The 19,907-nt window shown below is 54.6% G+C and carries 13 protein-coding genes and 3 tRNA genes; 6 read left to right on the plus strand and 10 right to left on the minus strand.

The window, feature by feature from the left end:
• Window positions 1–439: 439 nt before the first annotated feature.
• Window positions 440–7,183 (plus strand): LamG-like jellyroll fold domain-containing protein, encoded by a 6,744-nt coding sequence (locus ACEVJK_RS13260; protein ID WP_374740778.1) that lies wholly within the window; start codon window positions 440–442, stop codon window positions 7,181–7,183.
• A gap of 374 nt (window positions 7,184–7,557) precedes the next feature.
• Here the strand turns inward: ACEVJK_RS13260 and ACEVJK_RS13265 are convergent, their stop codons facing one another.
• From ACEVJK_RS13265 to ACEVJK_RS13300, 8 genes are all read right to left on the minus strand, one after another.
• Entirely contained in the window at window positions 7,558–8,160 is a 603-nt protein-coding gene (locus ACEVJK_RS13265) for an IbrB-like domain-containing protein (protein ID WP_374740780.1), read from the minus strand.
• Window positions 8,150–9,469 carry a phosphoadenosine phosphosulfate reductase gene (locus tag ACEVJK_RS13270; protein WP_374740781.1) on the minus strand — a complete coding sequence of 440 codons (1,320 nt, stop codon included), beginning with the start codon at window positions 9,467–9,469 and terminating at the stop codon, window positions 8,150–8,152. Before ACEVJK_RS13270 ends, ACEVJK_RS13265 begins: the two co-directional genes overlap by 11 nt.
• 470 nt (window positions 9,470–9,939) lie before the next feature.
• Entirely contained in the window at window positions 9,940–11,310 is a 1,371-nt protein-coding gene (gene mgtE, locus ACEVJK_RS13275; protein ID WP_147573412.1) for a magnesium transporter, read from the minus strand.
• A 168-nt stretch (window positions 11,311–11,478) separates the two neighbouring features.
• Entirely contained in the window at window positions 11,479–11,616 is a 138-nt protein-coding gene (locus ACEVJK_RS13280) for a hypothetical protein (protein WP_186853400.1), read from the minus strand.
• Window positions 11,617–11,888: 272 nt separating this feature from the next.
• The gene (locus tag ACEVJK_RS13285; protein ID WP_147573411.1) at window positions 11,889–12,995 is read right to left on the minus strand and encodes a DUF3048 domain-containing protein; all 1,107 of its coding nucleotides are present in this window, start codon (window positions 12,993–12,995) and stop codon (window positions 11,889–11,891) included.
• Between the two features lie 128 nt (window positions 12,996–13,123).
• Window positions 13,124–13,786, minus strand: a complete 663-nt coding sequence (locus tag ACEVJK_RS13290) for an HAD family hydrolase (RefSeq protein WP_186853402.1) — start codon at window positions 13,784–13,786, stop codon at window positions 13,124–13,126.
• Window positions 13,787–13,895: 109 nt separating this feature from the next.
• Complete coding sequence (locus tag ACEVJK_RS13295; RefSeq protein WP_147573409.1) at window positions 13,896–14,219, minus strand: sigma-70 family RNA polymerase sigma factor; 324 nt, start codon at window positions 14,217–14,219, stop codon at window positions 13,896–13,898.
• On the minus strand, window positions 14,200–14,433 hold the full coding sequence (locus ACEVJK_RS13300; protein WP_147573408.1) for a hypothetical protein: 234 nt from the start codon (window positions 14,431–14,433) through the stop codon (window positions 14,200–14,202). The genes ACEVJK_RS13295 and ACEVJK_RS13300 overlap by 20 nt, the downstream gene beginning before the upstream one ends.
• A 323-nt stretch (window positions 14,434–14,756) precedes the next feature.
• Between ACEVJK_RS13300 and ACEVJK_RS13305 the strand changes: the two genes are divergently transcribed.
• Window positions 14,757–14,832 (plus strand) — tRNA-Thr (locus ACEVJK_RS13305).
• Between the two features lie 9 nt (window positions 14,833–14,841).
• A tRNA-Tyr gene (locus tag ACEVJK_RS13310) sits at window positions 14,842–14,925 on the plus strand.
• A gap of 353 nt (window positions 14,926–15,278) precedes the next feature.
• Here ACEVJK_RS13310 and ACEVJK_RS13315 read toward each other — a convergent pair.
• Window positions 15,279–15,689 carry a hypothetical protein gene (locus ACEVJK_RS13315; protein ID WP_147573407.1) on the minus strand — a complete coding sequence of 137 codons (411 nt, stop codon included), beginning with the start codon at window positions 15,687–15,689 and terminating at the stop codon, window positions 15,279–15,281.
• A 113-nt stretch (window positions 15,690–15,802) separates the two neighbouring features.
• Window positions 15,803–17,128 (minus strand): glucose-6-phosphate isomerase, encoded by a 1,326-nt coding sequence (locus tag ACEVJK_RS13320; protein ID WP_374740782.1) that lies wholly within the window; start codon window positions 17,126–17,128, stop codon window positions 15,803–15,805.
• A 173-nt stretch (window positions 17,129–17,301) separates the two neighbouring features.
• On the opposite strand from ACEVJK_RS13320, the gene ACEVJK_RS13325 reads away from it, so the two are divergent.
• The 3 genes from ACEVJK_RS13325 (at window position 17,302) to ACEVJK_RS13335 (ending at window position 19,866) form a co-directional block, all read left to right on the plus strand.
• Window positions 17,302–17,377, plus strand: a tRNA-Val gene (locus tag ACEVJK_RS13325).
• A gap of 394 nt (window positions 17,378–17,771) precedes the next feature.
• Complete coding sequence (locus ACEVJK_RS13330) at window positions 17,772–18,539, plus strand: LamB/YcsF family protein (protein ID WP_374740783.1); 768 nt, start codon at window positions 17,772–17,774, stop codon at window positions 18,537–18,539.
• Window positions 18,540–18,591: 52 nt separating this feature from the next.
• On the plus strand, window positions 18,592–19,866 hold the full coding sequence (locus tag ACEVJK_RS13335; protein ID WP_147573404.1) for an NRAMP family divalent metal transporter: 1,275 nt from the start codon (window positions 18,592–18,594) through the stop codon (window positions 19,864–19,866).
• Window positions 19,867–19,907 lie beyond the last annotated feature (41 nt).

Consider the following 19,907-nt stretch of genomic DNA (forward strand, 5'->3'; position numbering starts at 1 on the left):
AGCAGACAGACAGACAGACAGACAGACAGACAGACAGACAGACAGACAGACAGACAGACAGACAGACAGACAGACAGACAGACAGACAGACAGACAGACAGACAGACAGACAGACAGACAGACAGAATAAGTCTGCCTGTTGTACTAAATATGCGCGCTTCGCAACGGGTTTCCGGGGCGGAGCGCGCTTTTTTGTCAACATGAACCGATAATTTTACCTAGATTTATCATAATGGAACTTTCTTCAGCGGGGCAGTCGTGATACTGTGAAATAGAGTGGAGAGGGAGGTGCGACAAGGGACACCGTCAGGATGGCGGGAGCGACCAACAGTATAAAAAGAGGCCGACAAATGCTGAATATTCAACCGCTGAAGGAAAAACGATACTGTCGGACTGACAACGAATATGTGAGAAGTATTTGAATGATGGAGGGACAAACGTGAAAAAGAAGTATCATACCCCAAGCCTGTGGCGGCGAGTCCTGGCTCGAATTATGGTACTGGCACTGGTAGCCAGCTTATTTCCAGTGGGGATGGCCCAATCAGTGTCGGCCGTTGAACTGCCAGAAGACGAGATTAAGGAGATGTGGGAGATCGCCCTGGAAAATGGCTATACGCATTATGACACCATAGACCTATGTGGCGGAAACTCCCATTTGCAGGGCATCTGCGTGGATGACAAAATGGAGTATATGTATTTCTCCTATACCAGTGCTCTTGCTAAGGTTGATATGAAGACAGGGGAAGTTGTCGGCTCTGTCGGCGGCTTCGGCCAGGGAAGCTTTGGCACCCCGGGAGGGGCCCACCTGGGCTGTCTGGCCTACTATGACGGCAGGATCTATGGTTCTCTGGAGTACAAAGAGCCTGGCGCCAAGTTCTTTGTCGCCGCCTTTGATGAGGACGCCATCACCGAGGTGGGGATGGATGTAAAAGAGATGGACTCCGGCGTGTATGGCATTCTTCTGAAAGAGCCCACCCTCGACTTCCGGGATCCTTTGAATGACGAGGTGAATGACAAAACAAATGGCTTTGCGGCCAACGAGGAGAAAGCGGGCCATAAGTTCGGCTGCTCCGGTATTGATGGCGTCACTTTCGCCCCCATGCCTGGCGGCGACGATGGCAAGATGTATCTCTTCGTGGCCTACGGCGTATATGGCAACAATGACTACTGGAAGGGCCGTTATGATAACAACTACAATGTCCTTCAGGTTTATGACCCTGAGGATTTTGATGAGCCATATGATGCGGAAAACCAGACTGGTGATTCTGTGTTTCGCCGTTTTACCTATGAGCGTGGCTTGAGCCCTGACTATGAGGAGGATGAGATCCTCAGCGCCGCCGATACCCTGTACGCCTGGACCGGCACCACCAGCTACGGTGCCCAGAATATCGAGTACGACAGGGACACCGGCGACATCGTTCTTTACACCTATGGGCCTCAGCAGCCCTGGAGTAAGGGCAGCACCATGTATGTGATCGACGGTAGCAAGTCCCCCGAGGAGCGGGAGATCGAGGTAGGTCAGAGCAACACAAACTCTGACCAGGATGCCCATGACGCCGCTGTGGCCAAGGCCGAGGAGTATAAGGTGGACGGCAAATATCCCATCGGTAAGCATGGCGTGCTTAAGTGTATCTGCGGCAACGATTGTCAACCTACTGTCTGCGGCGACACCGGCATCACCGCCATGGTCTGCGGCGGGCAGATGCCCATGAGCGCCACCACTGGCATTGCCTCTATTGGCAACGGCTACTACTATGTGGCCGATGGCGAAACCACCGCCAGTCTGTATCGTCGGGATGAAAACTACAAGTTCACCCGGGTTACGGTGGAGCGCCCCGCCGAGGAGATTCTTCATTACTCCATGGATGATGCCGACCTGTATGAGAAGGACGGTGTCACCTATATGAAGGATACTTTGGGCAATTACGATGCCGTAGTTCAGGGCACTAAGTCAGACAAGGGTGCCGCGGGCGAAAGCGACGGTTCTCTGGCCTTCAACGCCTGGAACTACCCCGCCCAGCCCGACCGGCTTTATCTGGAGGGGGAGGCCATCGACTATATCCAGGAGAAGACCGGCAACACCGCCTACTCCTACAGCTTCTGGGCCAATATCGCCACTGGAGCGGAGAGTGACGGCAACTTCGATCCATTCATCGGCTTCTACCGGGCCGACGGCACCTACGCCGGCGTCTTTGAACAGCGCTGGCGGAACAAGATGAAGTATGTCATCAACGGGATTGGAAGTGCTACCGTGGGGGCCCCTGGGGATGAAGGAACTTACTACGAGAGCGGTAGTACGCTCTATCCAAAGGAAAGCGGCTGGCACTTCTACACCGTCACCGAGACCGAGGGCTATGGGACTCTCTACTATGACGGAGAGGCGATCAGTACCTATAAAGTTGACAGCAGCCACCTGATCCAGAAGCCCTTCGACTACTTTGAGATCGGAGGCGGCGCGGCCAAGCTGTGGCTGGACATGAATAACCGGGGTCGGCTCATCGGCTCGGTGGACGATGTGACCATCTACTCCGGTGTCCTGACCGCCGAGCAGGTCAAGACGGCCTATGAGGAAAAGAGCGGAACTCTGGATACCGAGCCGGCCCCCTTCCCCAGCAAGGCTGACCCAGCCCCCGCAGCGGAGCCTACTGGATTCCAGCCCGCATATCCCGTCTTTGACCTGACCGCGGATGCGGGACAGGACCTGAACGTCAATGCGGATCAAGCGGTCACCGGCATCATGATGCTGGACGAAACTGCGGTGACCATTGACGGCGGCACTTTGACCTTCAGCGCTGACTGGTTGTCTGCTCAGAAGTGTGGGATTCAGGAATTGACGGTCGAGTATGCCGACGGAACTAGTGGGACCCTGGCGCTGACCATTACCGATGGTCAGGTCCCCGTCCTGAGCTATACCTTCGCCAAGGATACCGTGTCCAGCAATACGGTGAAGGACACCAGCCCTTATGGCGTGGACGCCTACACCACCGCTGCCCAGTTCGGAATGGACCACCAGGCCAACGAAGATGGCGCCCTGCTGTTCGATGGCCACAATTATAAGGACCCCACCTACGTCCGTCTGGACACCGAGAATGGAGCTTGGCTCAACAGTGTGTTGCGGGATGGATATACCATCAACTTCTGGGCCAACGCCAACATCGAAAATGGCAATAAGATGTCCATGGTGGGCTTCTACGGGGCTGATGCCCGCCCCCTGGGCGTAGTGGAGACCTATGACAGCGAAAGCGGCAGCAATCCTCTACAGGCAGACGGCAAAATGACCGTCCAAATGGATGTGGCCAACGGCACGAGCAGTGAACATGCCCGCTCTGCCGCCGGGGCCGCCTATACCAACAACTGGCACATGTACACCGCCACTTATGATGATGGGACCAAGACCATCAAGCTGTATATCGACGGACAGGAGGCGGCCTCTCAGACCGTAACGGCCGACATTCTGGGCCAAATCTCCCAGTTTTATGTGGGCACCCAGTACAAGAAATATTACAGCACCGCCGCTGCAGAGGACTGGACCACCCGTGGTGGCTTCCGGGGCCTGATGGACTCTCTGACGGTATATAATAGAGCCTGGAGCCAGGAAGAGATTCAGGAGCGCCTGTATGGCGAGGGTGCTGTGGATCCTAGTACTGTGCCCGTCCTCCACTGGACTCTGGACGCCAATACCCTCAGCGGCGACGGAACCTTAGTGGAGAGCGCCAAGGGTTATGAGTCCTATTATCAGAACGTGACTCCCGTGGACGGCGTGGACGGCTTGGAAGGGGGCGCCCTGTACTTCGACGGTACTGCTGACTCCGGCCAGTACTCCCGGGTCTGGCTGGGCGCAGAGGGCATCGACGCTCTGAACAAGAACATTGACAAGCAGATCACCATGTCCTTCTGGATGAAGCCCGACGCTACCCAGACCAAGGAGGGCCTGCCCTACACCGCTGCCTGGTCCCCTGTGGCTGGTATCTACGGCACCGACACCCGCTTCTTGATGGTGGCTGAATATCGGGGCAATACCCTCAACTACTGCGCCACCATCCCTGGCCTCAGCGACCAGCGTATCCAGAACACTAATACCGTGAATGAAGATGGTTGGTACCATGTGGTCATGACCTGGGATGGCAACACCACAGAGACCGTTGCCGGCAAGGCATCTGCCTTCCGCAGGATCTACATCACCGGCCCCGACGGCGTGACCACGGAATATAAGCCTGACCGGGCCGCTGAAACTGGCAACGCCGAGACCGGAAAACTCTTTGACGCTATCGGTCATGTGGAGATCGGCGGCCAAAACAGCAAGGGCTATTGGAGCGACACCAACGTCCGGGGCCGCTATGTGGGCGCCATCGACGATTTGAGGGTGTACAACAGCTACAAGACACAGGCTGATATTGAAAAGCTGTATGCGGCTAAACCTGTTACAGACAACGAGCTCTATCTGCCCCGGTATCAGTTTGAGATCGGCTTATCCGGCGGTCAGGACCTGACCTTTGCGGTAGAAAATGCCGGCGACCTCCAGGCCGTTTCCGGCCTAAGCGACGGGGACTTCTCCCTGGATGACGGCATTGTTACCCTGAGCCACGATGCGCTGGTAGAGCTGGGGCTGGGCCAGAATCTGATCACCCTGACCTTTGCCAATGGGGAGAGAGTCATCCGGGTCACTGTTACCGAGGACCGGGAGCACTTTACCCCCGGTGTGGTTAGCTTTGACAAGGCGGCCCCTGCCGACATCTCCTTCAGCACCCAAGTCAGCTTTGCCAGCGCCCCAACCTCCGTGGTGGCCGAGGGCCTGACTGAGGCGGATTATACCATCTCCGGCCAGACTATCACTGTTAAGACCGGATATCTCATGGGCAAGCAGCCCGGGGCTGTGGACTTTAAGGTTACCTCTGAGACTGGCGAGACCCGTACCATGACCGTCTATGTGGAAAACACCGCCCCTGAGAGTGCTGAACCCTATCCCGTCCTGTACTACAAAATGGACGGGGCCGACCTGGTGGCCGGCGCCCCCCCTGTTCACGGTTCTGCCGCCGGCACCATCAAGGACCACAGCGGCAACGGCATTGACCTGCTGTACGGCGGCCTGACCCAGACCGACAAGGATAAGGATGGGAGGGACAGCGCGTCTATCTTCTTCGACGGCTTCCGGGATTACGACGTGTCCCGGGCCTATCTGGATGAGGAGGGTATGGAGTATCTGAAGGATGCCGTAGACAACCAGATCTCCTTTAGCTTCTGGCACGCCAGCCCCCGAATTACGAGCAACTATATGCCGGTTATGGGCGTCTTCGGCGTTGACAACCGCCCTGCCGTGGTAGCACAGTTCAATACCACCGGTAAGGAGCGTCCAGGTGCGGGCGAAAGTACGAATCCCTCTATTGTTACTACTCCTGTAGGCTCTGTGGACGGCAACGCGGGCGTCGTTAAATCCGATACAGCCATAGCTATGAACAGCAGCTGGCACCACTATGTGGTGGTCTATGACGGTACTGCCGGCACCACCACCCTGTATGTGGACAGCGAGCAGAAGGCCCAGGGCACTGTGGGTACTGATATGCTGGACGACATGGCGAAGTTTGAGATCGGCGGCCTGACCAACGCCTCCTACTACGACCTGGGCTATGACAACTGGGCCCAGCACAGCCGGGGCCGTCTGTTTGGCAACCTGGACGAGGTAAAGGTGTACAACGTGGCCCTGACCGCCGACAACGTGGCGGCTCTGTACGGGATGGGTGTGGACTCCGACCTGCCCCTGGACGCTACCGGTATCACCTCCAACGAAACCAACAGCGGCGGCAGCGCCATCGTCGAGGGTGAGGGGGAAAGTGCCCCCTCTTATCTGGTCAGAGTGACCAGTATGGTGGACGGTCAGCCTATCTACGTAGTAGGAGCCAAGGTGTCCATGGGTGATGGCAAGATTCAGGTTCGGCTTCCCCAGGATAACAATGATCAGAATGTGTCTGTTATGGTACTGTCCGCCGATGACCGCATGCCGGTGTCGTCAATGACCGTCTCTGTGGTTGACGGCGACGGTACTGTCCGGGAGGCTGTCACAGGTGATGACGGCGTGGCGAGCTTCGACGACAAGAATAGCATCGTAGGTATCGAAATCGCCACCTATCCCACCACGGTTCAATACACTGTAGGCGCCGACGTACTTGATCTGACCGGCGCAACCCTTGCGGTCAAATATGAGGACGGTAGTATTAAAACTGTGGACATTACTGCGGATATGGTATCCGGCTTTGACTCCAGCACTACTGGTACCGTCCGCATTAATGTTACTTACGAGGGGCACAGCACTTGGTTTAATGTAAGCATCGTATCCAGGGTCAGTGGCGGGGGCGGCTCCAGCAGCTACTCCATCAGCGTGGACAAGAACATTGACAACGGCAGTGTGACCGTGTCCCCCAGGAGCGCCTCCAGCGGCCGGACGGTGACCATCACCGTCAAGCCCGACGAGGGCTATGAGCTGGACGAGCTGACCGTCACCGACAAGAACGGGGACGAGATCGAACTGACCGATAAGGGAGACGGCAGGTATACCTTCAAGATGCCCCGGTCCAAGGTCACCATTGAGGCCTCCTTCGTGGAGATCGACCACCAGGATACCTGCCCCGCCGCCGGCTTCCGGGATGTGGACGAGGACGCCTGGTACCACGAGGCGGTGGACTACGCCCTGGACAACGGCCTGATGTCCGGTGTGTCCGACCGGGAGTTCGCCCCCGGCAGCACCCTGACCCGTGCCATGGTGGCCCAGATGCTGTACAGCCTGGAGGGCAAGCCCGCAGCCGGCAGGGCTGACTTCGCTGACGTGGCGGAGGGCGCCTGGTACGCCGACGCCATTTCCTGGGCGGCCGACGAAGGCATCGTGTCCGGCTACGGCGACACCTTCGGCCCCAACGATCCCATTACACGGGAACAACTGGCCCTGATCCTGTACGGCTATGCCCAGATGAAAGAGTATGACACCACCCAGGGCGGTATGTCCATCCGGGAGTTTAGCGACTACACCTCCATCTCCGGCTGGGCGCTGGAAGGTCTGGACTGGGCGGTGAACGCCGGTCTGCTGTCCGGCAAGGGGAACAACACCCTGGCGCCTACCGCCGGGGCCACCCGTGCCGAGGTAGCACAAATCTTTATGATGTTCTGTCAGGAAGTGGCGAAGCAATCAAAATAAAGCAGAGAACAGTGGGGGCCCAGGGACGAGATACGTCCCTGGGCCCCTACTATTAATAGATACTTTGGAAGATGGCCGACGGTTCAAAATTAAACTTATGAAAGACTCCATAAAACAGAAGTAATAATTTTAGAAACTTATCCTATTTTTAGATGTTATGGTATTGCATACATCTACAAGCGCGGGAAGCTGCCATGGAAAACAAGAAAGCAATGGTGGGGGCAAGATCCGCAAGAGGGAAGATGGATGCTTGGAATACCAATCAATATACTGCGGGCTATACCCAGAAGCAGAAGGCACACAAGACAACTTGAATACCGGCGCGTAAAAATAGGACCATTACGTTGGTGCGTTCCGCGTGAAGGAAAAAAGTTTCACACTGGCTGCTTTTCGTTGTTCTCTGACAGGGCGGGTACAGTTGGTCTGTTCTCTGGAGACAATGACTCCTCATCCTCGTCCACAGGTCGCCACGCCCGACCGAAGTGTACGTCTCGGAACAGAGCGGCAAGACCTGTGATCTGCTTGAGCCGCAGGATCTCGTCCCGATCCATACCTAAGTGGCGGGCGATCCAGGCATCTGACCGCCCCAACTCGTGTAGCTCTTTGATAATATTGCTCATCAGGTCCACGTTATGAGAACCTCTGGCTCGGTTGTGACGTATCGTGCTGGCCATTCGATTAGACAGCGGCTTATCAATCACGGCTACGGGCAACATCCCGTGTTCCCGCTCATAAATGTCCCGGTGCTCCTTCATAATACGCCAGCGATGGAACCCATCCACGATAGCGTACAAGTCCTGCTTTTTGGAATAATAGCAGACGATAGGCTGGGTATAGCCATCCTCCAAAATACTAAGGTAGAGAAGTTTCATTTCCGGGGGAGCGACGCTGTTGGGGTTGTATGTATTGGGGACGATCTTTTCAAAGGGCACAGCGATAATATGGTATGCTGGGCTAGAAAATCCATCAATTATCATCCATGATCCCCCCATATTTTCGTTTGATCAGGTCGATACGTTTCTGCTCCTGGCGGGTCAGCCCGAAGCCCATAAAGCGACAGGTATGGTCATTTTTTAGGATGCAGTAACACATCCTCTTCCAACTGGGTATATCCTTGGTGCTTTTAATATCATCTGTATGGTCCGGAATGGGCCCGGCAAAGATAACACGGGACTTCTTGTCCAATGTATAGTTGGACACGCCATTTCTTTGAATCTGATACCCGTGTTCCTCAAGCTCCCGGATGGTTTCTTCAGATAGGCCACCCCCTGTTTCACGCCAGAATCGGATAGAGGCCTTAAATTTTTTGACATAGTTATTCCGAAGCCGACTTGGCAGGGTATCCAATAAAAATAGAGTATAGGACTTCCATGTATGGCCCTCAGGAAGAGAGATATTGCGGTAACCCATGGCCTTGGTGCGGCTGTAGATAGCGCCAAAATTGGCACCTCTAACCCGACCTACCAACTTAGTCCAGATCTCTGGATCAATTACCCGGTACAGGTTCAGCGCATCCTTGGAGTAGTCGTTGAAAGGAGAAGCTACACGCATCTGGTCGATTTTCAGCCCCGCCTGATAATAAAGGTCGTAAAGTCGATTATAGTCGTAGCTGAAACGAGCGTTGGCCACCCATACATCGCTATTGGTCCAGTCGTAAAGCGGGGAAGCGCACCATACATCCTTGAACTGCTTGGATATCCAGCACTCGCCCTTATATCCGTATTTTTTATTGAGGAAGGCACTATACCGCTGCAGGGATTCGCTGGCTCGCATTCCCAACAGGCAGACCGTTTTTCCACCCCCTTGCTGCTCTTTGTAAAAGCGGCCGAACTGTTTAGCCAGGTCTTCCTGATGCATCCGATAGCGGTAGTGGTTAAAGGGCCGCTCCATGTTGATTACATAGGGGTAGTTTGGCATAGGCCGCACCCAAAGCTCAGGGTGCCTATCATCCCAAGGATACCAGAACATCTCGTAGCTAGAAAGGGCGGTACGGGTGGCCATAGGAAGACAGACCCAGTAGGGGGCTACTTCCGGCAGCAGCCGCTCGAAGGTCCGTGTGACATACTCGGTTGTTACGGTATACTGGGCTTCAAAATCCTGGTGGAACAGGCCAATGACCCGGTGCGGATAATGAGCGCGTTTAAAGTCCATCAGCAGATTTAGCAGCAGGCCGCTGTCCTTGCCACCGCTGAAGGAAACATAGATGTTCTCAAATTCCTGAAACAGATAATCAAACCGGTCCTGAACAGCGTCGTAGACGGACCGATCCAGGTATTCTCGCTTCATATCAATCTCTCTATCTAACAATATGACAACATTACTGATACTGTGGGAAGCGGGTACCTATGGAATCTCCTAACTGAAAGCGGCGAAATCCATAGACATGGACGAAAAGCGGACTGTCCTGCTGAAAAAGGGTTCCTTTTTTTGGAGTAATTTCCTATATATTGTATCACATCCAAAATTTTCTTCAATACCATATCCGTGTGAGGAGAGAGATCCTGCGGACAAAATATATTTTCCGATAGGAGTCCTGTAAAAAATGTCCTTTCCAATTTATAACAAAAAGAAAATAAGTGGATAAATAATACAGTTCGTATAGAAAGCGGGCGGTCCAAAGCATTCCATAATCGCGGTTGAAGACACAAACCATGAAGGGAAAGATAAAGATGATTTTGCGCCGTTATCTATCTCAAAGTCAGGACAATAAAAAGGCAGCCGCAAGCCAGACTGGCCTGCGGCTGCCTTACTGCGCTTCATATGCCCAGCACATGAGTAGCGATAGCAAAATAGATGAGCAGGGATAGAGCGTCCACGATGGTGGTTATAAAAGGCGCAGCCATGACTGCTGGGTCGATGCCGACTTTCTCGGCGGCCATAGGCAGAGTGCAGCCCACTATTTTGGCGCAAACCACGGTCAACATCAGAGTCAGACAGACTACCAGAGCCACCAGAGGGGTGACCTCTGGATTGTGCATAAGCCAGCGGTCCACCACCATCATTTTAATGAAATTGGCGCCCCCCAGACAGACGCCGCACAGCACGGCCACCCGGATCTCTTTCCACAAAACGGCGAGCACATCGGAAAACTCCACCTCGTCCAGGGACAGGGCACGGATTACCGCCACCGAGGACTGAGAGCCGGAGTTGCCCCCGGTGCCAGACAGCATGGGGATAAAAGAAGTGAGGATCACGCAGGCGTTCAAGGCTGATTCAAAGCTGGTGATGATGATGCCGGTGAAGGTGGCGGACAGCATCAACAGCATAAGCCATGGAATGCGGGATTTCCAGGTCTCAAAGACGCCGGTACGAAGATAGGGCTTGTCAGAGGGCAGAATGGCCGCCATCTTTTCGAAGTCCTCAGTGGTCTCCTCCTCAATGACGTCCATGGCGTCGTCAACGGTGATGATGCCCACCAGGCGGTCTTCGCCATCCACCACGGGCAGGGCGGTCAGACCATATTTGGAGAACATCTGGGCGACATCCTCTTTATCCTCATGGGTGGTCACGGAGAGGACATTGGTTTCCATAATATCGCCAATACGGGTTTCATAGGCGGACAAGAGCATAGTCTTGACGGTGACTACGCCGAGCAGGACACGGTTCTGGGTAACATAGCAGGTATACACAGTCTCCTTGTCCAGTCCGACACGGCGGATGCGGGCAAAGGACTGCTCCACTGTGGCGTCTGGATGGAGGTATACGAACTCTGTGGTCATAATGGAACCGGCGGAGTCCTTGGGATAATTGAGAAGCTGATTGATCTGGCTGCGGGTAGAGGTATCGGTATTCCGCAGAATACGGGACACCACATTAGCGGGCATATCCTCAATGATATCTACCGTGTCGTCCAGAAACAGCTCGTCCAGCACCTCCCGAAGCTCCTTATCGCTGAGGGCGCCAATCAGCTTCTCTTGGTCTTCGGTATTCTCCAGATAGGTGAAGACCTCCGCGGCTAAGTCTTTGGGCAGAAGGCGAAAGACCAGGATCTCCTGTTCTACATCCAGTTCATCCAAAAACTCGGCGATGTCTACCTCATTCATCTGGCCCAGGGCTTCTTTCAACTGGCGAAACTTTTTTTGGCGGACCAGTTCCATCAGCAGCTCCAAGTCATAGTTTTCGTGCATATGGCTCTCCCCTTTCCGAATTTATGTGAAAGTGGGGCACAAAAAACCACAGGCCAGAGGTCATTTTGAAACTGACAGATAGGGGAGAAGCCCCTTTATCATCTTCAAAATGATCTCAGCGCCTGTGGCTGCGCACGGACAGACCAAAGCCAGAACCGTAAGGCCTGGCTAAACATTGTTCCGGCGGCGGACCAGCATCCGGATCAACCCGGCCAAGCCCGCCGCCTGCTGTCTGTGGCAGCATATCTCTGTGTCCTGATGGCGACTTCGACCGTCCACGCTGGATCCCACTTCCTTTCCGCACAAAAACTCCCTCCCAATACCATTTGGGAGAGGATCAAACGACATCAGTCAAACATGACCGCCATTTTTGTTTCATTATACCATTGTACGCACATCCTTTGCAAGCGGTCGCCAGGGAATTTTCCTTTGAAGATACCGGAAAACAGGAAATTATCTATTCCATAAAAGGGCCGTCCGACAGATTGCCGCCGGACGGCCCTGGATTGCAGACCTATCATGGCTGCCGGCATGGGAGCCCCTCTCTTTTGGTACCACTCCAAAACCGAACAGAGAGGTCAGCCCCAACTGACCTCGGCCGATGTGTCTACCAGATTGATATAGCTGGTCCCGACACCCAGGCTTACCGGGGCCCCGGACTGGTCTAAGAAAGACAAGCAGTCATTTCGGCTGTCCCGCTGCCAGGTAATCTCATAGAGCATACCGTCCCGGAGGAGGAGACCTTCCCCATTGCCGGTGGTGCGTACCTTCATCCGGCCCGCGGAGTCGCCATTGATCTGGGCTACGTCAGTGTACAGCACAAGCACGTTGCGGAAGCCAACCTCCTGGCCGGTGCTGCCATCGACATATGGTATATCCTTGCCGTTGATATGCTGCTCCACCATATACAGGCCGCTGTCAGAATTGTAGGTGAAGTGGCCCGTCTTATAATGGGAGAAGGGAACGGTCAGCCAAGTCGCATGCTGCTGATCGCCGGCGGGGGCCTCCTTGGAAAAACTCCAGCCCACCTGGAAGTCTTGGTCGTGTTCCCGCTCGATGCGCTTGGGTAGCTGATCCAGCATTTTCTCGCTGGAGGTGAGCAGGGAATGCTCCAGACCGGCAGTCTTTCGCCGGCCTGGGTCCCGCCAGCACATATCGCCATAGGGCCCGTTGACAAAGTCAATGTAGGACATCCCCCAGCCCTGAAGGGCGTCATAGGCCTGGGGACTGCCGCCGGCATGGACGTAGATAGCGTCGTGCCCGCAGGCCAGACTGACGTAATAGTCCCGGGCTGAACGGACGCTGCCCAGGTCGCCCACCCCCTCTATATCCTGGAACACGGCCAGCATCCGAGTGATACCGCCCTCAGCTACAATCTCATAGATCACGTCGGCCTGGGATACGCCGAGTTGTGGCAGAGCCTTTGACAAATTGTTGAGCATGACCGCGAAGGGCCGCTGCCCGCTGATATCCTCCTCCAGCCCCTCTCCGGTGAGGGGATTATGATAGGGATAGACGGGTTCCGGTTCTGGATCTATCGGGGCGATGACGGAGACAGAAGGCTCCTGGGAGGATATCTCTCCTCCAGAACCGCTGCCTGGGTCCTCTGCCGGCTTTCCACAGGATGTCAGAGCGGCGGACAACGCGGCCGCCAGCAGGAGCGCGCCCATACGTTTCACAGTCATAGCTGGTCCCCCTTGCGTTTTTGTATATATCGCTGTGCTTATCATACTGTTTTTTCAGCGGTGCTGTCAACCCTGTCTATAAACAAAAGGGGCGGGAGTGTCCTGCCCATGCCGCCGTCCCCACAGGATCATCTGGCCTGTTTTCTAAGCCAATCCAGTAGCTCTGACAAGTCCGGAGCGATATGGACATGGGGAAAGGGGAAAAAATCCTGCCTTGGGGTGGTCCCGTTGAGGACTGCCGAAAAATGGCATCCGGCCCGCTGGGCCGCCTCCGCGTCCAGAACGGTGTCCCCACAGTATAGCACCTGGGAGGCCGAGACTTCCAATTGTTCCATAGCAAGCAGAAGCCCCTCGGGGTCCGGCTTACTGTTGGAGACATCGTCGCCGCCGAGTACCACCTCAAACTGGTTTGCCACACCCCTGTGCTCCAGAATGCCCCGCAGAGTGTCCGCCCGCTTGGTGCTGACGACGGCTCTCTTGACGCCCTTCTGACCCAGCCAGCGGAGCAGTTCTGTGGCGCCGGGCAGCAGGACAGCTTCTTCCCTCTGGCGGGCCTGAGCTGCTTGGGTGAAATAGGCGCGGAACTGCTCGCGGTGAATCGGGTCACGATCCCCGGTGAGCTTGGTATAGGACTCCTCCAGAGGATAGCCAACAGTCCGACGGATCTCATCCGCGTCGGGGGCGGGCCAGCCGAGCTGGTCCAGGCCGTAGGCAAAGCCTGCCAGAATAGAGGGGGTAGCATCTCCCAGAGTGTAGTCAAAATCAAAAAATATGGCTTGATACGGCACCATTGTTACCCTTCTTTCCCATTTAGTCAGCCTGTCCCCTAGAGGCATGAAGCCCCAGACAGGAGATCACAATTATAACACAGGCGGCCACGGAGCCACAAGAGGGCGGCCCTTACTCCTGGTCCATGCTTTTCAAATAGGCCTCCGCCCCATAGCGCAGGCAGCGTTGGAGCCGCCGCTCTCCCCGCTTGATGGTCCGGGAAATAGTGGATTTGTCCACCCCCAGCTGCTCACCGATCTCCCGCATATTCAGCCCCTCGGCGTAATACAGCAGGAGGACCTGCCGCTGCTTGGCGGTCACGTCCTCTTTCAGGGCACGGATCAGATTGCGCTTGAGGCGGCTGACCTCCTGGCTGTTGTCCGCCGCCATCTGCCGGGTATACACCGCCATGTCAGCGGCGTATACCTTGCCCCTCCTATATCGTGTATTTGGCATTCCGGCGGTACCCCCTGTCATAGTAGCGTTCGGTAAGGACGGCCAGCTCTCTGGCCTCCCGAAGCATGGTGGCCAGCAGCTTGATCCGCTCCTGAAGCTGGTTGCGGGCGTCCGGGTCCTCCGTCCGTTCCAGCCAGCACTCCAGTTGGTAGATCCTTAGGTCCAGGGACCGAGCATGGGCCCGGTATTCGACAGACAGTTCCATCAGCGTCATGTGATCTCCTCCTCTTTTTCCAGTCTGGCCCAGCAAAGGCGGCAGATCCATCTGCCGCGCCACTGCCAGACTCTGTCCCAATGGTATTGCTCCCCGCCGCACAGAGCGCACAGGCAGCGTGCCCTCTCCTGCTGGCGGTCCTCCAGCGGGGGACGCAGCCGCCGGTTTGGGAAATATGTCGTGGCCCTCTCCTCCTCATATCCAGGTCCGGTAGTCTTTGGAGCAAAGAAACAGCCGCCCTGGAAAAGTTTTTTTGAAATCTGCTTGACAAGTGACAGTTCCTTTGGTAAAATACCACTTGCTGCTGGACAGAAACCTGAGATGCTGGTGTAGCTCAGCTGGTAGAGCAGCTGATTTGTAATCAGCAGGTCGGGGGTTCGAATCCGTCCACCAGCTCCAATTTCATATGGAGGAGTTCCCGAGTGGCCAAAGGGGGCAGACTGTAAATCTGTTGCGTTAGCTTCGGTGGTTCGAATCCACCCTCCTCCACCAAGCCGGAGCAAACGGTCATATCGTTTGCTCCGACTTTTTTATAAAAAGTCAGAGCGCGTTCATTTTGCTGCTCCTCCTTTCCAAAACGGACCCGCTTCGTTGGGACTCGATTTTGCTGGCCGCCCCATGGGCGGCCTTTTGTGTATAAAATATGGCGCCCGACCGTCCTTTCCAGCTTGATAAGAGCAATCCGAAATAGAACATATGTTCTATTTCGGACATAGGATACTCCTTTTTTCTTCTGGTGTCAACTATTTCCTCCCATATTTTTGTGTGGAAAAGGCCGGAAAAAGGGACCTTCGAAAATAAAAGCGCCCCGCGGGGAAAACCCGCGGGGCGCTGCCTGTCCGAACTCAGAAATATTTTTTGACGCCGTCAGGAGCCAAATCAGCATCATCGCTGATGGTGATGGTGAATTTGATATTATGCTGCTCACCAAACTTATTCAGCCAATCCAGGAAATTCTCGGTTTCATTGTCACACTCGCCGCCTGCGATCTTGGTCAGACTGTCGATAAAGATATGGGTGATGTCATAGTTGCTGGCGTACATACCGCTGATAAAGCCCTTCAAAGCAGTATAGCTGCCGATATCATAGTCGCTGGCTTCCACCAGACGAATGTGGTAATGGATATCCAGGGTCAGCTTGTTGCCTTTCTCGATGCAGATCACATTGCCATGCTCGGTCTGAGCGGCGGCATTGATCATCTCAATCATCTGCTTGGTCTTGCCGGAGCCCTTCTTGCCCATGATAACTCGAATCATGTGTATCACTCCTTAAACGAATTGACGTGGGGAACCTCCCCGTTCTTGTATAACACTTTACCATATCACGCCCAGTTTTTCAACCGGATTATCGTGAATTTTTTGTGACAAGCTTAGAGCCGTGTCTCTAACTGGGCTTTCAAGTCCTCATAACCGGGCTTGCCTAAAAGAGCAAACATATTCTTTTTATATGCCTCCACACCGGGCTGGTCAAAGGGGTTGACCTCTAGCAGATGACCGGACAGGCCGCACACATACTCGAAGAAATAGATGAGATATCCCACCGAGGCCTCACCAATGGCGGGCAGTTCGATCAGCACATTGGGGACGCCGCCGTCTACATGGGCCAGGATAGTGCCTCGCATAGCCTGCTCCGCCACAAAGGAGAGGGGCTTTCCAGACAGGAAATTGAGGCCGTCCACGTTGTCCGGATCGTTGGGGATGATGAATTGCCCCTTGGGGGCAAACTTAACTACAGTTTCAAACATGAGCCGCTCTCCCTCCTGGATATATTGGCCCATGGAGTGGAGGTCGGCAGTAAATTCTACGCTGGCAGGGAAGAGGCCTTTGCCCTCCTTGCCCTCACTCTCTCCGTACAGCTGCTTCCACCACTCGGCAAAGAAGCGGAAGGGAGGCTCGTAGCAGGCCAGTAGCTCTACCTTCTTTCCGGCCTGATACAGGCCGTGCCGGGCGGCGGCGTACTGCCAGGCGGGGTTTTCCGGCCCACCCGCGGAGAGCTCCTCCATAGCCAGACGGGCGCCGCCCATCAGGGCGTCGATGTCGATACCGGCGGCGGCGATGGGCAGCAGACCCACGGCGGTAAGGACAGAATACCGGCCTCCCACCGCGTCGGGTACAACGAACTCCTCATATCCTTCCGCGTCGGCCAGCCCCTTCAGGGCGCCGCGGCGGGCATCTGTAGTGGCATAGATACGCCCACGGGCTCCCTCTTTGCCGTATTTCTCCTCCAGCATGGCTTTGAAGATACGGAAGGCCACAGCTGGTTCCGTGGTAGTACCAGACTTAGAGATGACGTTGACAGAAAAGTCCCGGTCACCGATGAGGGCGATGAGCTCCAGCAAGCTGTCAGTAGACAGTCCATTGCCAGCAAAGTAAATATCGGGCGTGTCCTTTTTCTTCAGATTATAGTTGGGAGAGGCCAATAGCTCAATGACGGCCCGGGCGCCCAGATAGGAACCACCGATCCCGATGACCACCAGTACCTGGGACTGTTGCTGGATCTTCCGCGCGGCGGCCTTGATGCGGGCAAATTCCTCTTTATCATAGTCCCGGGGCAGGTCCACCCAGCCGGTAAATTCGCCGCCAGGTCCGCTGTGGCTGGACAACATGGAGGCAGCTTTTTCAAGCTTGGCCTGCCGACTGGTCACATAGTCCTGTGGCAGGAAGGGGGATACCTTGGATAGGTCCAATTTCAACATATCGTATTCCTCCTGTGAGAAAATGAGATCCTACAAAACAAATTATACCACAGCTCGTCTCCTTTTTACAGAGAATTTTCCCGGTACCGGGATACCAAAAAAAGATTTGTGGAAATTCTTTGGAAATAGGTTGACAAGGAGGGGAACAGCAGTTATAATAATCTTCGCTGTCTGGACGATTAGCTCAGCTGGTAGAGCATCCGCTTGACGTGCGGGAGGTCACAGGTTCAAGTCCTGTATCGTCCACCAACAAGAAGCCCTGGAACCATAAAATGGTGCCAGGGCTTCTTTGCGTCTGTTAAAAAGTAGTATGCCTTACCATAACTTTATTGGCCAGCTATGGGCCCCCATGACTGCATATGTTAAGATGAAGATGATACAATTTTTTGAATGGTGTCCATATCTTGACTACGATTCGTTTTTAAGTGAATTCACTATTTTTCTAATATAATTGGGTAAAGAATTTAAGAAAAAGTTAAAAGAAAAGAGCGGATGATGAAACACTGATTGAGACAGACGCCCTGCCTAAATTGTGCCCTTGGACAATAAAACGAGATTAGTTTAAATTCATCATTTTTAGCTCTTGCTTATATGCTGGTTTTGTGCTAAATTTATATATATTAAGAAAAAAGGAGGTATGTTTATGTGCAAAGTAGATCTGAACAGCGACTTGGGCGAGAGTTTCGGTGCCTATACCATTGGCCTGGACAGCGAGGTTATCCAGTATGTATCCTCTGCTAATGTGGCCTGTGGCTATCACGCCGGCGATCCTCTAGTGATGGACAAGACGGTGGCCGCCGCCAAATCTGCTGGCGTGGCGGTAGGCGCGCATCCCGGCTACCCCGATCTTATGGGCTTTGGCCGCCGGAACATGGTGTGTTCTCCCAAAGAGGTCAAAGCGTACATCCAGTATCAGTTGGGCGCGCTGATGGCGTTCACTGCGGCCCGCGGAGTAAAGTTGCAGCACTGCAAGCCTCATGGCTCCTTGTACAATATGGCTGCCAAGGATATGGATTTGTCCTTGGCCATTGCTGAGGCCATCGTTGAGGTGGACAAAAATATCATTCTCATGGGGCTGGCGGGAAGCAAGATGCTGGAGGCTGGAAGGCAGATGGGCCTACGGGTAGCCAGTGAGGTTTTCGCCGACCGAGCCTATCAGGCGGACGGCTCCCTAGTACCCCGGAAACAGCCTGGCGCGGTGATCCATGACAAGGACGAGGCCATTGCCCGCACCATCCGCATGGTTACCGAGGGCAAGGTCACCGCCATCACCGGCGAGGAGGTATCCATTGACGCCCACTCTATCTGTGTCCACGGTGACAACCCCTCTGCGGTGGAATTTGTCAAGAACATCCGGGCCTCCCTCAGCGCCCAGGGGGTGGAGATTGCCCCCATTGCTGAGATTGTGTGACCGAGTGTATGAGGAGAGAAATCCCTAAATTTCATATCATGGGAGGTACATTATGAGTAAGGAGCCTAACATCCTGAATCAGTCCTCGGCAAAACCCAGCCGATCGGTGCTCTTCGGTGCCGCCTTCCTGATGGCCACCTCGGCCATTGGCCCCGGCTTCCTAACCCAGACGTCCACCTTTACCGCCCAGCACGGAGCGGCTTTAGCCCTAGTCATTGTGCTGGCTATTGTCATGGATATCACCGCCCAGATGAACATTTGGTCTGTGGTTTCTGTCTCCCAAATGCGCGCCCAGGATGTAGCTAACAAGCTGCTGCCTGGTTTGGGCGTGGTCATTGCCATTTTGGTGGCCATTGGCGGTTTAGCCTTCAACGTAGGCAACGTAGGCGGTGTGGCCTTGGGATTCAACGCCATGATTGGTTTGGACCAGAAGGCAGGGGCCGTTGTTGCGGGCTGTTTGGGGATCATCATTTTTATCAATAAGAATGCCAAAACTATCATGGATAAGGTAGCCACGATTCTAGCTGCTGTTATCCTTGTCACTGTTCTGGTGGTGGCCATCATCTCTCAGCCCCCCATGGACCAGGTTGCCCATGGGCTGACACGTGTGGACTATTTGTTTAATCCGGATAACAAGATGTTTACTGCGCTGACCACTCTATTGGGCGGATCCTGTGGCGGTTACATCGCGTTCTCAGGCGCGCACCGCCTGCTGGACGCTGGTATCTCTGGCCCGGAGAACGTGGGCCATGTACGTAAAAGTGTCATCCAAGGCTGTGGTACCTCTGGCATCGTGAGGATTCTGCTGTTCCTGGCGGTATTAGGCACCTGCATGGAGGGTTCCCAGTGGCTGGCGGAAAACGCTAAAATTATTACTGACGCTGCCAGTGGCGGCAATCCCGCTGCCGAGGCATTTCGCCTGGCCGCCGGTGACTTTGGTTACCGCTTATTTGGTCTGTGCCTATTCTCCGCCGGCGTGTCCTCTGTGGTGGGCGCGGCATATACCTCAGTCTCGTTTCTGAAAACCCTGCACCCCTTCATCGCTAAATATGAGCGGCAATTTGTGGTGGGCTTTATTGCCTTCTCCACCCTGATGATGGTGATTGTGGGCAATGCTGCTGGGCTTTTGATTGTCGCCGGCGCCTTTAATGGCCTGATTCTGCCTATTACTTTGGGTGTCATGCTTATCGCCAGCCGCAGCAAGCGTATTGTGGGTGAGGAGTACAAACACCCCATGCCGCTGATCGTGCTGGGCGTAGTAGTGGTGGCTGTCTCCTTGTACTCTGGTATACAGACTGTTCCCAATATTTTGCAGCTATTTGGCTAAGAGGATAACAGATATCCGGAAAACCTGCGTTATGCGGGCTT

The sequence above is a fragment of the Flintibacter sp. P01028 genome (assembly GCF_041925235.1).
Classification (GTDB): domain Bacteria; phylum Bacillota; class Clostridia; order Oscillospirales; family Oscillospiraceae; genus Lawsonibacter; species Lawsonibacter aceti.

Coding starts and splice junctions, on each gene's coding strand:
- ACEVJK_RS13265 (WP_374740780.1), bottom strand. CDS start 8,160: ATGATAATTGATGGATTTTCTAGCCCAGCATACCATATTATCGCTGTG.
- ACEVJK_RS13270 (WP_374740781.1), bottom strand. CDS start 9,469: ATGAAGCGAGAATACCTGGATCGGTCCGTCTACGACGCTGTTCAGGAC.
- mgtE (WP_147573412.1), bottom strand. CDS start 11,310: ATGCACGAAAACTATGACTTGGAGCTGCTGATGGAACTGGTCCGCCAA.
- ACEVJK_RS13285 (WP_147573411.1), bottom strand. CDS start 12,995: ATGACTGTGAAACGTATGGGCGCGCTCCTGCTGGCGGCCGCGTTGTCC.
- ACEVJK_RS13290 (WP_186853402.1), bottom strand. CDS start 13,786: ATGGTGCCGTATCAAGCCATATTTTTTGATTTTGACTACACTCTGGGA.
- ACEVJK_RS13295 (WP_147573409.1), bottom strand. CDS start 14,219: ATGCCAAATACACGATATAGGAGGGGCAAGGTATACGCCGCTGACATG.
- ACEVJK_RS13300 (WP_147573408.1), bottom strand. CDS start 14,433: ATGACGCTGATGGAACTGTCTGTCGAATACCGGGCCCATGCTCGGTCC.
- ACEVJK_RS13315 (WP_147573407.1), bottom strand. CDS start 15,689: ATGATTCGAGTTATCATGGGCAAGAAGGGCTCCGGCAAGACCAAGCAG.
- ACEVJK_RS13320 (WP_374740782.1), bottom strand. CDS start 17,128: ATGTTGAAATTGGACCTATCCAAGGTATCCCCCTTCCTGCCACAGGAC.
- ACEVJK_RS13330 (WP_374740783.1), top strand. CDS start 17,772: ATGTGCAAAGTAGATCTGAACAGCGACTTGGGCGAGAGTTTCGGTGCC.
- ACEVJK_RS13335 (WP_147573404.1), top strand. CDS start 18,592: ATGAGTAAGGAGCCTAACATCCTGAATCAGTCCTCGGCAAAACCCAGC.